The organism is Halomonas sp. A3H3, from assembly GCF_000982975.1.
GTDB classification, from domain to species: Bacteria; Pseudomonadota; Gammaproteobacteria; order Pseudomonadales; family Halomonadaceae; genus Vreelandella; species Vreelandella titanicae.
The window spans coordinates 1297089-1311161 of the sequence record NZ_HG423343.1 but is presented as its reverse complement, the minus strand read 5'-3'; the positions used below and the strand labels follow the sequence as shown (position 1 = coordinate 1311161).

At 50.0% G+C, this 14073-nt stretch carries 10 protein-coding genes and 2 pseudogenes; 2 read left to right on the top strand and 10 right to left on the bottom strand.

The window, feature by feature from the left end; all coding sequences use genetic code 11:
* The 8 genes from HALA3H3_RS05670 to HALA3H3_RS05635 form a co-directional block, all read right to left on the bottom strand.
* The coding region (locus HALA3H3_RS05670; RefSeq protein ID WP_199105052.1) for a transposase at positions 1-334 on the bottom strand (334 nt) is incomplete at its 3' end.
* A gap of 815 nt (positions 335-1149) precedes the next feature.
* Entirely contained in the window at positions 1150-2595 is a 1446-nt protein-coding gene (gene nhaC, locus HALA3H3_RS05665) for a Na+/H+ antiporter NhaC (RefSeq protein ID WP_022520347.1), read from the bottom strand.
* A gap of 43 nt (positions 2596-2638) precedes the next feature.
* Positions 2639-3946: an NAD(P)/FAD-dependent oxidoreductase gene (locus tag HALA3H3_RS05660; RefSeq protein ID WP_022520346.1), complete on the bottom strand. Its 1308-nt coding sequence runs from the start codon at positions 3944-3946 to the stop codon at positions 2639-2641.
* A 366-nt stretch (positions 3947-4312) separates the two neighbouring features.
* Positions 4313-4984: a GntR family transcriptional regulator gene (locus tag HALA3H3_RS05655; protein WP_022520345.1), complete on the bottom strand. Its 672-nt coding sequence runs from the start codon at positions 4982-4984 to the stop codon at positions 4313-4315.
* Positions 4985-5149: 165 nt separating this feature from the next.
* Positions 5150-6727 carry an aldehyde dehydrogenase (NADP(+)) gene (locus tag HALA3H3_RS05650; RefSeq protein WP_022520344.1) on the bottom strand — a complete coding sequence of 526 codons (1578 nt, stop codon included), beginning with the start codon at positions 6725-6727 and terminating at the stop codon, positions 5150-5152.
* Between the two features lie 50 nt (positions 6728-6777).
* On the bottom strand, positions 6778-7788 hold the full coding sequence (locus HALA3H3_RS05645; RefSeq protein WP_022520343.1) for an Ldh family oxidoreductase: 1011 nt from the start codon (positions 7786-7788) through the stop codon (positions 6778-6780).
* 93 nt (positions 7789-7881) lie between these two features.
* Positions 7882-8829, bottom strand: a complete 948-nt coding sequence (locus tag HALA3H3_RS05640; protein ID WP_022520342.1) for a dihydrodipicolinate synthase family protein — start codon at positions 8827-8829, stop codon at positions 7882-7884.
* A 108-nt stretch (positions 8830-8937) separates the two neighbouring features.
* Positions 8938-9873 (bottom strand): 4-hydroxyproline epimerase, encoded by a 936-nt coding sequence (locus tag HALA3H3_RS05635; protein ID WP_022520341.1) that lies wholly within the window; start codon positions 9871-9873, stop codon positions 8938-8940.
* Positions 9874-10276: 403 nt separating this feature from the next.
* Between HALA3H3_RS05635 and HALA3H3_RS25990 the strand changes: the two are divergent.
* A pseudogene (locus HALA3H3_RS25990) lies at positions 10277-10447 on the top strand (transposase); the annotation flags it as partial.
* A 5-nt stretch (positions 10448-10452) separates the two neighbouring features.
* Here HALA3H3_RS25990 and HALA3H3_RS05630 read toward each other — a convergent pair.
* Positions 10453-10974, bottom strand: a pseudogene (locus tag HALA3H3_RS05630) (transposase); the annotation flags it as partial.
* 80 nt (positions 10975-11054) lie between these two features.
* Here HALA3H3_RS05630 and HALA3H3_RS05625 point away from each other — a divergent pair.
* On the top strand, positions 11055-13004 hold the full coding sequence (locus HALA3H3_RS05625; protein ID WP_022520340.1) for an Eco57I restriction-modification methylase domain-containing protein: 1950 nt from the start codon (positions 11055-11057) through the stop codon (positions 13002-13004).
* A 196-nt stretch (positions 13005-13200) separates the two neighbouring features.
* Here the strand turns inward: HALA3H3_RS05625 and HALA3H3_RS05620 are convergent.
* The coding region (locus HALA3H3_RS05620) for an IS1380 family transposase (RefSeq protein WP_082116823.1) at positions 13201-14073 on the bottom strand (873 nt) is incomplete at its 5' end.

Below are 14073 nucleotides of genomic sequence, written 5' to 3'. Positions count from 1 at the left end.
GGCACAGCGTCGACTTGCCTGCCAGCGTATCCTCTTCACCGAGCGCTGTCTGAAGGGCCTGATCATAGCGCAGGGCCTCATGGTCGTTGAAATCTTCATAGCCAGCGGCGACACCGAACACCCGCTGACGAACCAACGTGTCGAGCTTATGACGAACCTGTTCCGGTGAGCGGGGATCATGAAGCACGGCGGCCAAGCGGCGTGTTAGGCGATGCTGTTTATCGACTTCACGAAGCAGGAGTAATCCGGCGTCCGACGTAATGTGGCCCCCGGAGAAGTCGGCTTCAATTTGGCGGCGAGAGAGTGGCGAGAAGGTCAGCTTTTCAGGTACCATTTTGGAAGCGGCTGTTGGTGTTGGTTTTTGGTGTAAGGCCCTGAAACGTTAACACTTTCAGCCGCTTTCTTTTATACCCTGTGAGAAATCCGGGCTAGGGAGCGTGGTTTGAAAATCACCGGGGTCGCCATTGTATGAAGTGCTGATTAGATGCTCATTTGGCACGTGCGGAGCGCTAATGTTTTGGCTGCTATAATCTTACCAATCGTGGCATTATTTTGAAGTGAAACAATGGCTGGCATTTCTCAAATTTGGGAAGGTATTTCGCCGATTTTGTTTATCATGATCGCTACATTAGCTGCTGGAGGCTATGAGGTTTTCAAACAAAAAAATTAAGCGCCCTAAGCGTTGATGAAGACTGTATGGCAATTTTTAAGTAGAAGCCTTATAGGTTGTTTGATCACTATTATCTCTTATTTTGCTGTGCAAAATTTATCAATTAAGCCCTTTTATTATCATATTGATACTTTGATTATCGTCATATAAGCGAGAATGTCGATAGCGCTCTTCAACCGGGCGTCGATCATATATTTTCTGATCTAGTGTGTCAGGTTAGTAGTGAACCGCCCCGGTTATTCCGGAGACCGGTTTGTTTGAGTCAGGCAGCTTCACCCGACCCTCCCTGCGTTTAGCTAACGGAAAATTCTACTTTTGAGCACCCTAGTTTTTCGGGGGATTACCGATGTGAACCTGAAGGAGCACCTAGCGAGATACTCAGGTCTTGCACTCAGTTTCTGCAGCCAAATAGTAAAAAAAACCCTGGGTTTTTAAAATCCAGGGCTATATATGTCATTATTTTAGCAGTGTGCTTTGATTTATTGTTGTGATGCAATTGCGTTTTGGTGGCTGTCCGCTATATTTTCTTCATTAGTTGGTGTGGTTCTCCAAATGGCAATATTGGCGTAGCCGTAGAAGATAGCGATTACCAGTACAAGCATGTGATACCAAAGGAATGGCAGGTAGCTCAGTGTCGAAACACCAAGGGTTGCGGCCATAAATACACCGCCGTCTGTCCATGGCACCATAGGTGTTGTAATCGTGCCGCCCGCTTCTGCATTACGAGAGAGAACGCGACGATCAATCCCCTGCTTGTCATAGTTCTTCTCAGTTATTGTGCTGGCGGTAATGAGTGAGACATAGGCTGCGCCACCAAAGAAGTTACCGAAGAAGCCGCCCAACATGGTTGAAAGGGTGAGTCGGCCTGGGTTGTTGGCCCAACTGAGAAACCCCTGACTGATAGCCTGTAGAATGCCGACTCGTTCCATTAAACCGCCTAGACCAAGCGCGAAAAGGATGAGGGCAACGACACCCAGCATAGACTCTATTCCGCCACGGTTAAGAAGGGTGTTGAGAAACGCTTCATCAGACTGCATTGCATTGCCATAATAGGCGGTTTGGATCGCATCAACTGGGCTCATGTCCTGCACTAGCCAAGCACAGGTGCTGCCAAGGACGGCACCTAATGTGATGACAGGAATGGCTGGCAAGCGGCGAGTCAACAGGATAATAACAACGACCGCTGGAAGCAGCAGCCAAGGCGTTATTGTGAAGTGACTTTCCAGGGCCTGCATAGCCGCTGCTGCTTGAGTTGTGTCTGCTGTGTCGCTGATATAGAAAAAACCAACGGTGATGAACAGTATCGAAGCGATTATAACCGCAGGCCCGCTAACCCACATCATCGAGCGAATATGGTCTATAAGATCCACCTTACACAGTGACGCAGTCATCACTGTTGTATCGGAAAGCGGCGACATTTTATCACCTACGTACGCGCCTGATATCACGGCACCAGCAACCAGTGGTAGCGGAATACCAAAGCTGTGGCCGATACCCATCATCGCTACCCCAGCCGTTCCCACCGTACCAAAGGAAGTGCCGGTAGCTAGAGACGTTAAGGAGCAGATAATAAATGCTGCGAAAAGGAAAATCTGTGGGTTCATCACTGACAGGCCGTAATAAATAATGCTCGGTACGATACCGCCTGCAATCCAAGTGCCAATCAGCGCCCCCACGGTAGTGAGCACCAAAACGGCCTCCATGCCATTATGAATACCTTTAATAAGTCCTTCCTGCATGTTTTCGTAGGAAAGCTTAAGCTTTAAGCCCAGCCCCATAATCAAAAACCAAGAGGCGAACAAGGCAAGCTGTATAGGGAGTTCGAGTAAGCTGATACTGACAAACATGATGGCTATAAAGCCGAACATGATGGCAAAAACCTCTATCATGTTAGGGAGTCTTACGAGACCTTTTGGGGAAGACATAATAGCTCCTATGACGTTGTTCTTAGGGTTGGGGTGTCGCGTGCTAGGAAAATCGGCTTAGCCGATAGGGAGATAAATCAATGGGCAGTTGGCAGGACAATTGTGTTGGTTGGTTTCCTTGCTTGGCCAGCTTGCTAATAATTTCGGCTGTAATAGCTGCTTGAGTGAGACCAAGGTGATGGTGCCCGAAAGCTAGTAGGACTCTTCCACTTTTAACGCTATCGATAATAGGGAGTGAGTCGGGTAGCGAGGGGCGAAAGCCCATCCAGGTTTTGGCTTCGGTAGTATCCAAGTCGTTTTTGAAGAGCCCTTGACTGAGTTTGTGCAGTTGCCAAGCGCGTTGCATAATGGCTGGTCGATGGAGTCCTGCAAATTCGACAGTACCTGCCAATCTTAATCCCTCATCCATGGGCGTCATGATGAAACGACGCTCCAACGAGGTAACCGCCATAGGCAGTCGATGTCGTTCATGGGGCAGCATCAGGTGATAGCCCCTCTCCGTATCAAGAGGAACTTTAGTGCCCGTTAGCGTGGCAGTGAGATGGGCAGAATGAGCTCCACATGAAATAAGAACTTTGCCGGCCGTGAAGGAGGACGAGCTCGCGGTTTTCAGCATCACACCGTGGCCATGGTCTTGGCCTGATATGACGTTTTCTTGTCTAAACTGCACTCCATTGGCTTTAGCAGCTGATACGAGTGAGTCGACGATCTGTGAGGGATTAATAGTATGTGCGGTGTCAGGGAAAAATAGCCCTCCTTTAATGCTGTCTGACAATTGAGGAGCGATGTCTTTAATTGCACTGCCTTGCCAGTATTCCACGGCTACTTGCTGGTCGGTCATCCTTGTGTGAAGTGCTGCTAACTCTTCGGCAGCGCTATCTTTTTCATAAACCAGGAGAGACCCGTCCTCTTTTAGCAGATACCTGCTATCTATGGTGTCAAGCAATCGACGCCAGGCATCCAGGCTGTTCTCATTGAGAGCACGGATGCCTGCTACGCTGGCTTGATAGGGAGCCTTGCGTAGATTCCAAAGTAGCCGAGTGAACCAGGGTAGGGCCTTGGGAACATAGCGCCAATCCAAGCGTAGAGGCCCCATTGGGTCCAGAAGCATTTTGGGTAATCGCTTCACAATGGCTGCATCGGCAATAGGAAAAACCTGTTCCGTTGCCATATGGCCGGCGTTGCCAAACGATGCACCCATACCCGGATGCTGGTGGCTGTCTAGCACCAAAACGCGAAAGCCTTGTTGGCTCAATGACAGGGCGCAAGCGCTACCTACCACTCCTGCACCGATAACGATGACATCGGCATCCTCTTTAGAGCCGCTACTCTTCGTGCTTCGTGGATTCATGAAGCTTCCTTAATTCTAATTTTTGTAGATTGTATAAAATATACCTCAGGTTTGCGGATTGGATCAATACCATCAACGACAAATATTGGTAAGAAATGGGAGGAGAGGAGCGCCGAGTGATGGCAAGGGGGTAAGCAGCGAGCGGTAAAAATGGAACTACCTGGTAGTTCAATGGTGCTCATGGGGTGGAAACGATAGGAGCGGGGCTTAATCCGCCAAAACAATTCGAATAGCCGGAAGACGCTAGTGTTAGCTAGCCGAAGTATATGAAGAGGGGCTAAGGGTGCTAGAAGTGGTATTTATGACTTAAGCAGAAGAGAGGGCAGCTAATGGCTGGGGTAAGATAGTTAAAGTAGCACTCATACTTCAAAGTGCCTCTGCTTGGTTGGAACGCTCTCCAAGTACTGCGATAATACTTCCACAGGCGTCTTCAATGTGGGTTTTAAGCAGCTGGCAGGCATTGTCGGTGTCGCGTTGGCGCGCTAGCTCCAGCAACTCATGGTGTTCCTTTTCAGCTTTTGTGATCTCTTGGGAGTAGACGAGCTGCATGCGGATATAGCGATCTGATTTAGTATTTAACTGATGAATGATAGCGAGCGTTTCTGGAAGCTCGGCCGGCGCATAAAGTGCCAAATGGAAGGCATAGTTGTACTCACTCCAATTGTCGACTTCGCCACCGCGATTTAGAGCGTCGTCATATTTGCGCAGTATATCCTCGGCTTTATCGAGGTCTGCTTCAGTGAGGTTATCAATGGCATGCCTAAGTACATAGGTTTCAAGCAGAATCCGTAGCTCGAAAAGCTCACGAATTTTGCTAACGGATAGCTCGGTGGTAAAAGCGCCACGGTGAGCATAAAACTCCACTAGCCCTTCTGACTCGAGGGTTAGCAAGGCTTCTCTAACAGGGATACGGCTGACATCATAGTCGCTGGCTAGGGCATCCTGACGAAGTTGAGTACCGCCCTTGAACTCACCGCCAAGGATACGTTTGCGTAGGTCGTCGGCGACGAAGTGCGCTCGTGTTTTGAATGTCGCCATGGTTCACGTCCATCCTGAAAGTTAATTTGCACATTTTATACAAACCTATATAGATGTCCATGGCTGGTAGGTGAATGGTTGGTAATTGAACCGTTGATCAGCTCGCATGGCTCAATGCATGGTGCGCCGCTCTCCTCTGAGGAGAGCGGCTCAAGCTCCTATTAATCAGCCTTCACGTTCTCCATTAACCAGACGTTTAAGTGACAGTGGGTTGCTATGCTGCAATGCCTCTGGCAAAAGTGCATCGGGTAGATCTTGATAACAAATAGGACGTAAAAAGCGAAAAATAGCGGCGGTACCTACAGACGTGGTGCGTGAGTCTGACGTTGCTGGGAAAGGGCCACCATGGACCATGGCATCGCAAACTTCGACGCCTGTTGGCCAGCCATTGACGAGTAGTCGGCCCGCTTTACGTTCCAAAATTGACAGCAGGTTGCGAGCATCTTCCTGATCGGCAACCTCCAGTTGAAGAGTGGCGGTCAACTGGCCTTCAAGCGCCTCCGCAACGCGCTGAACCTCGTTCTGGTCTTGGCATTCCACTACCAGCGACAACGCGCCAAAAACTTCTTCCTGCAGCGTTTTCTCAGCCAGAAAATGAGCCGCAGAGGTTACAAAAAGAGCTGTTTGGCATTGATTTGGGCCAGCACCTTTTTGACCGCAAGCTACTTCGTGGACTTTATCTGTCGAGGTGAGGGCTTGCACACCGTTGGTATAGGCTTGATGAATGCCGGGCGTAAGCATGGTTTGAGCGCTGCTGCTCTCGACCGCTTGACGTGCCGCTGCAATGAACGCGTCTAGCCCCTTAGACTTTACTGCAATGACTAACCCAGGATTAGTACAAAACTGGCCAGCTCCCATATTCAACGAGCTAATGAATTCTGCTCCCATGCTGGCACCACGTGACTCCAGTGCCGCTGGTAGAGTGAATACTGGATTGATGGAGCTCATTTCAGCATAGAAAGGGATTGGCTCAGGGCGTGATTGCGCCGTTTTCCATAGTGCCAAGCCGCCGCTGCGTGAGCCAGTAAACCCTGCCGCTTTGATGTAAGGGTGCGCAACTAGTGCTTGCCCAACCTCACGGCCAGAGCCGAAAATTAGCGAAAATACACCTTCGGGAAGGTCACACCGCTTGACGGCAGTTTGAATCGCGCGTCCTACTAATTCGCTGGTTCCTGGATGTGCGGAGTGGGCTTTGACGACCACGGGGCATCCCGCCGCTAACGCTGACGCGGTATCGCCGCCGGCGACGGAGAAAGCCAGCGGAAAATTGCTTGCACCAAAAACAGCGACTGGGCCAAGCGCGATATGGCGTTGACGCAAATCGGCGCGCGGCATGGGCTGACGGTTAGGCATGGCCGGGTCAATTCGAACATCTAGCCATTCACCATTGCGTAGGGTTTTTGCAAATAGCCGTAGTTGGTTACAAGTTCGTCCTTTCTCCCCTTGAATCCTAGCTTGAGGAAGGCCAGATTCGGCCACTGCTCGGCTAATCAGTGTTTCTCCGAGCGCTTCTATCTCATCTGCAATGGTTTCGAGAAACTGTGCCCGTGCTTCCTGCTGCGTTTCGCGATAGCTGTCAAATGAGTGCCAAGCTAGCTCGCAGGCCCTTTCTACCTCTTCCTGGGAGCCACCTAAATAAGCTGGTTCAAGACGTTCATTATTCGCTGGATTGATTGCGTAAATGGCGTCACGAGAGCCTTGTACTGCTTGTTGGCCAATCAGCATTTTGCCTTGCAATGTCATGCTCGTCTCCGTCGTTAGAATAACGCGAATGGTCGGTAAGAAAAGAGCCGTCATAATCGCGCTAGGCGTGACAACTCATGATATAGAGATTCTGGAATTGAAATGCCTTCTTTTTGAGTGCGTTTCCGTGCCGCATATCGTCGTTGCGAGGGTAAGCGGGCGCCCTGGGCTATGATCGACGAGAACAGATCTTCAGCACGGGCCATATAATTCTCGAGCGTACTTCCCAGGAAGCGTTCAGGATCCATAGCGAGTATGAGTTCGCCGTGATAGGGGGAAGCTCCGGCTCCATCGTCATATGCTAGTGATTCAGCGCTGGTTAAGTCACCGATGAGTGGGCCAGCAATAAGCTCAATCATAATAGATAAGGCAGAGCCTTTATGGCCGCCAAAGGTAAGTAGCGCGCCGTCTAATACGTCAGCAGGGTTTTGGCTATGCTGCCCTAAACGGTCGATACCCCAACCCTCGGGAATGGGCTTATTTTCGCGGTGATGGAGCTCGATATCACCGCGAGCAATTGCACTGGTAGCAAAGTCGAAGATAAATGGTGGTTGACCATTGGGACGCGGCCAGCCAAAGGCCAACGGATTTGTACCCAGTAATGGTCGATTGCCCCCAGCGGGTGCCACCCAGGCGTGGCTGGGATTACAGGCCAGCGCTACCAGCCCCTGGTCTGTGATAGCTTCAATCTCAACCCATAAGGCTGAAAAATGTACGCAGTGATTAATGGCAAGCGCAGCAATTCCTTGCTCACGCGCTTTTGCCGTTAAAATGGGTAAGCCAGCCTCGAAGGCAAGTTGCGAAAAGCCTCCTTTGGCATCAACCCGTACGATGCCTGGGGCGTGGTCGTACACTTCTGGCTGAGCATTGGCGACCACTTTCCCTGCCGCTAGCGTTTTAACGCAGTTGAGTAAGCGGTAAAGGCCATGTGAATGGCACTCGTCGCGTTGCCCAGCTATCACTGCTTGAGATAGGGCGTGTGTCTGTTCTTGATTGAAGCCCTGGGCGTTGAGCACTGCTTTTGCCAGTACCTCGGCTTCCTCCAGACTCATACGGTGCATGAGTAACTCCTACCAAAGAGAGTTCGCTCCAGCACATTAGCTGTGCTGGAGCAGTCGGCTGCTAAGTGGTAAAAAATTGTGTACCACTGAGCCTTAGATGTTCTCTAAGGAAGCAGACCAATTGGCATACCAGGTACGGAACAAGGCGTATTGAGATTCCACATAGTGGCGCTGGGCATCGCTCAGAGTGTCAGTTTCATTGAAGTGGAGGGAGTACTCGGAGTCCCCGTTGAGTACCATTAAATGTTTGTAATAGAGAACTAAGTCGCCGCCCTCATCGAGGGATGAGAGAACTCCCAGCGCTTCCTCAAGCTCTTTGGCCAAACGGCGTGCTTCGACATTGCCTTGTGCGGCTTTTTTACTAAGAGCGACGAGCTGGAGCACTTCGCGGGGGAGAGCATTGCCAATGCCAGTGATGGCACCGGTGGCGCCACAGTTGACGAAACCATGGTAGACAGTCGTGTCTACACCTACCATCAACGTAACATCTTCATCCTGGGAGGTAATGTTTTCTGCAGCGTAGCGTAGGTCATTGGCACCGCCAAACTCTTTGAAGCCGATTAGGTTTGGGTAACGATGACGCAGCTCAAAGAAGAGGTCTGCACGCGTCGCGAAGCCGTAGTGTGGGCTATTATAAATGACGGCGGGCAGCTTAGGTGCAGCATCTAAGATAGCTGAGAAATGAGCTTTCTGTGCTGCTACTGATGTGCCTCGTGAGAGCACGCGTGGAATAACCATCAGACCATGGGCTCCTACTTTGGCAGCGTGAGCTGCATGGGAAACGGCCTCTTTGGTATTGACTGCGCCAGTGCCCACGATGGTCGGTATGCCTGCTTGAACTAAACGGGCAACCCCTTCTTGGCGCTGTGCTTCGCTTAGCAGTGGCCAATCGCCCATAGAGCCGCAGTACACGACGCCACTCATACCGATATCTATTAACTCACGACCTTTAGCAACCAGAGCATCGAAGTCCGGTTGACGGTCCGCATTACAGGGGGTCATTAACGCAGGGATGCAGCCTGTAAAAATGTTATCGCTCATTGCTTTTCCTTTCGGTTGGTGTTGTCAGTACTCACTCAGCACCGAGTCGATAGTGGAGTAATCGGTGCTGCTTGGTTAATGAAGAATCAGGGCTAATGAGTCGTGTGCTTACACGTCAGAAATGCCCCATGCAAACGGATCCTGTTCATCAATAAGTAGGGTGGCATCTGCACTTAGATAGGCTCGCCCCTTGATATAGGGGCGGATGCCATTGCCCTCCCATTCATAGTGTCCTTCGAACTGGCTCCCACAAATACTGGCTTGTACCCAGGTCTCTCCTGGCGATAATTTTCCATCTGCCGCTAGGCAAGCCAGTTTGGCACTGGTGCCGGTACCACAAGGGGAGCGGTCATATGCTTTGCCGGGGCAAAGCACAAAGTTACGGCTATCGGCTGCCTCGTCCTCTGTGAAGAGTTCAATATGATCGATTAGCCCGCCGTCCTCACCAGTAATCGAGGCCGCTTCGAGTGACTGGCGTACGGCCCAGGTGAATTCGGTTAGCTTTTCGGTGTTATCAAGCGCTAGCGATTGGCCATGCTGACTGATAAGGAAGAACCAGTTGCCTCCCCAAGCGATATCCCCATGCAGAAGCCCATATCCAGGCACTTCAACAGGGACTTGTTGGCGATAGCGATAAGAAAGGACATTTCGGACAGTAACGGCACCGTCGCTGTGAAGGGTTGCACTAATTGGGCCAACGGGAGTGTCTATTTTATGGGCGCCGGGTTCTATAAGGCCTTGATAATGCAGAGATGCGACGAGCCCGATAGTGCCGTGACCGCACATGCCCAGATACCCCGAGTTGTTAAAAAAGATGACCCCGCAAGTTGCATCTGGTGACTCCGGCGCACAATAAAGCGCTCCCACCAACACATCATGCCCACGTGGCTCCAACATACAGGCGCGCCGCCAATGATCATGAGAAGTACGCAGCGCTTCACATTTTTCCGCCATGGTTGCGCCAGGCAGAGTTGGGAATCCCTTCATCACCAGCCGTGTGGGTTCACCTGCTGTATGAGAGTCGATGATATGCACTCGTTTCATGGAACACCTGTGATTGTTTTGTCCTGCTGATCAACGCTGGCGCTACAGTGGATGTCAGCACCAATTGGTAGTTTTTATATTTTATACAATCTTCGGAATGATTTGTGAAGCCATATTTCGCACCAGACTTATGTTCTCTCTGAATGAGTTATTGGTTCGAATGTTGGGAAGAGGTTGCTATTACAACGATTTATAGCAATTGAAGTAGAGGTGTCAGTTGACTAGGGGTTGGACTAAAGTCGTATCCCTGTAGGAGAGGTAGGTTCATGCCTCACTTTTTCTCAGTCTATGAGATCTCAATCGGTCTAGCCCGGATTTCTCACAGGGTATAAAAGAAAGCGGCTGAAAGTGTTAACGTTTCAGGGCCTTACACCAAAAACCAACACCAACAGCCGCTTCCAAAATGGTACCTGAAAAGCTGACCTTCTCGCCACTCTCTCGCCGCCAAATTGAAGCCGACTTCTCCGGGGGCCACATTACGTCGGACGCCGGATTACTCCTGCTTCGTGAAGTCGATAAACAGCATCGCCTAACACGCCGCTTGGCCGCCGTGCTTCATGATCCCCGCTCACCGGAACAGAAGTAGCAGTGGTGATCGTAATAACGGTTAAAGAACTTGCCGGGTTGCTCGCCATGCACGGGGATGTCGGTGCCATCAAAGTCCAGCACGATCTCCTTGGGTGGTTCGTCATGCTGTTCAATGAAGTGATGCCACAGCAACTCATGGGCCTTCACTATTGCTTGCCGATCGGCGTTCTGCTCCACCCGGCACAGCGTCGACTTGCCTGCCAGCGTATCCTCTTCACCGAGCGCTGTCTGAAGGGCCTGATCATAGCGCAGGGCCTCATGGTCGTTGAAATCTTCATAGCCAGCGGCGACACCGAACACCCGCTGACGAGCCAACGTGTCGAGCTTATGACGAACCTGTTCCGGTGAGCGGGGATCATGAAGCACGGCGGCCAAGCGGCGTGTTAGGCGATGCTGTTTATCGACTTCACGAAGCAGGAGTAATCCGGCGTCCGACGTAATGTGGCCCCCGGAGAAGTCGGCTTCAATTTGGCGGCGAGAGAGTGGCGAGAAGGTCAGCTTGTCAGGTACCATTTTGGAAGCGGCTGTTGGTGTTGGTTTTTGGTGTATGGCCCTGAAACGTTAACACTTTCAGCCGCTTTCTTTTATACCCTGTGAGAAATCCGGGCTATGAATTTTCTGTTCTCCCAGCGGATATTCTTGGCCAAGTTTATGAAAGGTTTCTAGGTAAGGTTATAAAGCTTAGTGGCAAGCGCGCGGTAATCGAGGAAAAACAGGAGGTTAGAAGAGCCGGGGGCGTGTATTACACGCCCAGTTATGTAGTGCGCTACATTGTTGAAAATACTGTAGGTACTATGCTGAGTGGGCGAACGCCGAACCAAGTGTCAGGCTTAGATGGAAGGTCGAAGGATAAGTCTCCTCTTCGTATTGTCGACCCTGCGTGCGGCTCAGGGTCATTTCTCATTGGTGCTTATCAGTATTTACTTGACTGGTATCTTGACCAGTACATTTCTGATGGTCCTCAAAAGCATGCCAACGGCAGCAACCCAAAACTATTAGAATCAGCGAGGGGTAACTGGCGGCTTACGATTTCTGAGCGACGGAGAATCCTTCTTACACACATTTATGGTGTGGATATTGATACACAAGCAGTCGAGGTCACCAAGCTTTCCCTGCTTCTCAAGGTTTTGGAGGGTGAAACTGCAGATGCAATAGCTCGACAAATGGATTTCTTTAATATTCGTGCTTTGCCAGACTTGGGCAGTAATATTAGATGTGGAAACTCTCTAATTGGAACGGATTTTTATCAAAAGAACTTATTATCTTCGCTTTCTGAGGATGATCAGATTGCTTTGAATGTTTTCAGCTGGGAGGATGAATTCCCCTTTTTGAGAGAGTCGGGAGGTTTTGACTGCGTTATCGGTAATCCGCCCTACTTGTATTCGGCAGGTCATACTCAAATCGAGTATTTTGAGAAAGTATATCGATTTTCACAGTATCAGACTGATTTTTACGTGTATTTTACTGAGAAGGGTTTATTACTATTACGAAAGAACGGTGTTATTGGATATATTATACCTGATTCGTGGTTGAACTCTGATAACTTTTCGCTGATGCGGACTAAAATGCTAGAAAATTGGCACACTGAGAAAATATGTACTTTTGGCTATAAGGTTTTTCGGGATGCTAATATTGAAAATACAATATTTATTGCGCGCAATTCTGCTCCATCTAAAGTTATAAAAATAATCCATTTTAATAGTCCAATTGAAAATCAGTTAACTAATGAGCTTTATGTGAGAGATGTAAAGCGCATTGGATTGATTGATACGCGATACTCATTGGAATCAGAGAATATTATAAAGCACCTTGACAAAAAGTGTCAAAAGCTGGGGGGGGTCGTAGAATTAAATCGTGGTATTCATGCTTATAGAATCGATGGTTACGGAAAGACTGCATTTGGTAGCGGCCCTCAAACTAAGAGGGACAGAGAAGAAAGATCCTATCATTCAGCAGTGCTTAAGAATACAACATATCTTCCAGAGGTAAGGGGGCGAGATGTATTTTGGATAAATTATAGATACTCGGGGCAGTATATTTCTTACGGAAAGTGGCTTGCGGAGCCAAGAGACCCCAAGTTTATCCGCAGTCCCAAGGTGGTATTTCGTAAGACTCTAGGAACAATTTTGTCAGCAGCTTACATCGAAGAGCCAGCTGCAGTAGATCAAGCTCTGTACATAGCAATCAGTAAAGATAATGATGATAAGACATTGAAATTTGTTCTAGGTTTGGCTGCAAGCGCAATTGGCGCATGGTACTTGAGGACAAAGTATGCGATTTATGACCAGCTACACCCGTGGTACACAAAGCGACAATTGGAGGAATTTCCAGTACCAGAGTATTCACAGCATGTGGTTGATATTGTAGAAAGAATAATCTATGCAGCAAAAGCTGAGGAGAAAGCGAAAATGGAACAAGATCGCCGACGGTTAAAGCTTCAAAAGAAGCTGCTTCAAGATGAATTAGACGATGCGGTTTTCAATGCTTTTGACCTTAATGATGAGCAGAGGTCAATTATAAAAGTTGCAAAAATTGAACCTTAATGCCCTGAATTCAACTAATAAGTGCAGGATCCTAACCTGGATTTCTCATAGTACCTCAGCCAGTACCGCACTCAGGCTGTAACACCGCTAAACACCTACTGGCTCGACTTACATCGGCTACTTTTTAACCACTTTCCGTCCTTCAGACACACTTCCCCCTTTCCCCCATTGCGTCGGGCCGGGGGCGCCCGAGCAGTCAGTTCGGCACCAACCGCCTGACCAGATCGGATAGCGCCGTTTTATAGGGGTAGCTGTCACTCATCAACACCCGGATGCGGCGCGTATTGCGGAGGATGACCGCGCCTACTTTGATGAGCTTGAGCCTCAGGTTGCTTGGACTCATGCGCGCGAAGGGCGTGTGCTTCAGGTAAGTCCGTAACCGCTCGAACAGCGTATAAGCGAAGCCCGACAAGATCAGCCGCCACTGATTGGCCCACCAGTGCGTGCTGGAGGTCCGGTCAGCAAACAGGCTCAGTTGTTGATCCTTGATCCGGTTCTCCATGTCACCCCGGGCACAGTACTGCTCGTAGTAAAGCTTGAAGCCGTCATCGTAACGAGAGCTGATGATAAACCGGGGATTAGAGCCTAACTCACCTTCTTCTAGGCGGGCCACCACCCAGCGTGGGTATTTCCAGGAGCGGGCTTGATACTGGAAGCGGAACGTCCCCGCTACTTTCCCTCCCACCTGCCATTGGGTCTTGCGCACCAGCATCATGGGCACGTCCACTTCCTTGAGCAGCCGACTGTTCTTGCCGATACCCACGATGTAGTCGACGTGATGTCGATCGCACCAGTTGAGCATCCGGGGACGACAAAAGTGACTATCACCTCGTAACACGATGCGCGTATCGGGCCAGTATTGACGGATAAAGCGTACCAGTAAGGCGAGGATCGCCCAGCTATGGCGGCTGTCGCTGCGGTCACTGGTGCGCAGATAGCTCACCAGTAAGTGGCGCCCACAGAAGACATACAGTGGGAAGTAGCAGTGGTGATCGTAATAACGGTTAAAGAACTTGCCGGGTTGCTCGCCATGCACGGGGATGTCGGTGCCATCAAAGTCCAGCACGAT

What these genes read in the sequence shown, in the direction of transcription:
- HALA3H3_RS05650 (WP_022520344.1), bottom strand. Translation starts at nt 6,727, where the DNA reads ATGACATTGCAAGGCAAAATGCTGATTGGCCAACAAGCAGTACAAGGC.
- HALA3H3_RS05635 (WP_022520341.1), bottom strand. Translation starts at nt 9,873, where the DNA reads ATGAAACGAGTGCATATCATCGACTCTCATACAGCAGGTGAACCCACA.
- HALA3H3_RS05640 (WP_022520342.1), bottom strand. Translation starts at nt 8,829, where the DNA reads ATGAGCGATAACATTTTTACAGGCTGCATCCCTGCGTTAATGACCCCC.
- HALA3H3_RS05655 (WP_022520345.1), bottom strand. Translation starts at nt 4,984, where the DNA reads ATGGCGACATTCAAAACACGAGCGCACTTCGTCGCCGACGACCTACGC.
- HALA3H3_RS05660 (WP_022520346.1), bottom strand. Translation starts at nt 3,946, where the DNA reads ATGAATCCACGAAGCACGAAGAGTAGCGGCTCTAAAGAGGATGCCGAT.
- nhaC (WP_022520347.1), bottom strand. Translation starts at nt 2,595, where the DNA reads ATGTCTTCCCCAAAAGGTCTCGTAAGACTCCCTAACATGATAGAGGTT.
- HALA3H3_RS05645 (WP_022520343.1), bottom strand. Translation starts at nt 7,788, where the DNA reads ATGCACCGTATGAGTCTGGAGGAAGCCGAGGTACTGGCAAAAGCAGTG.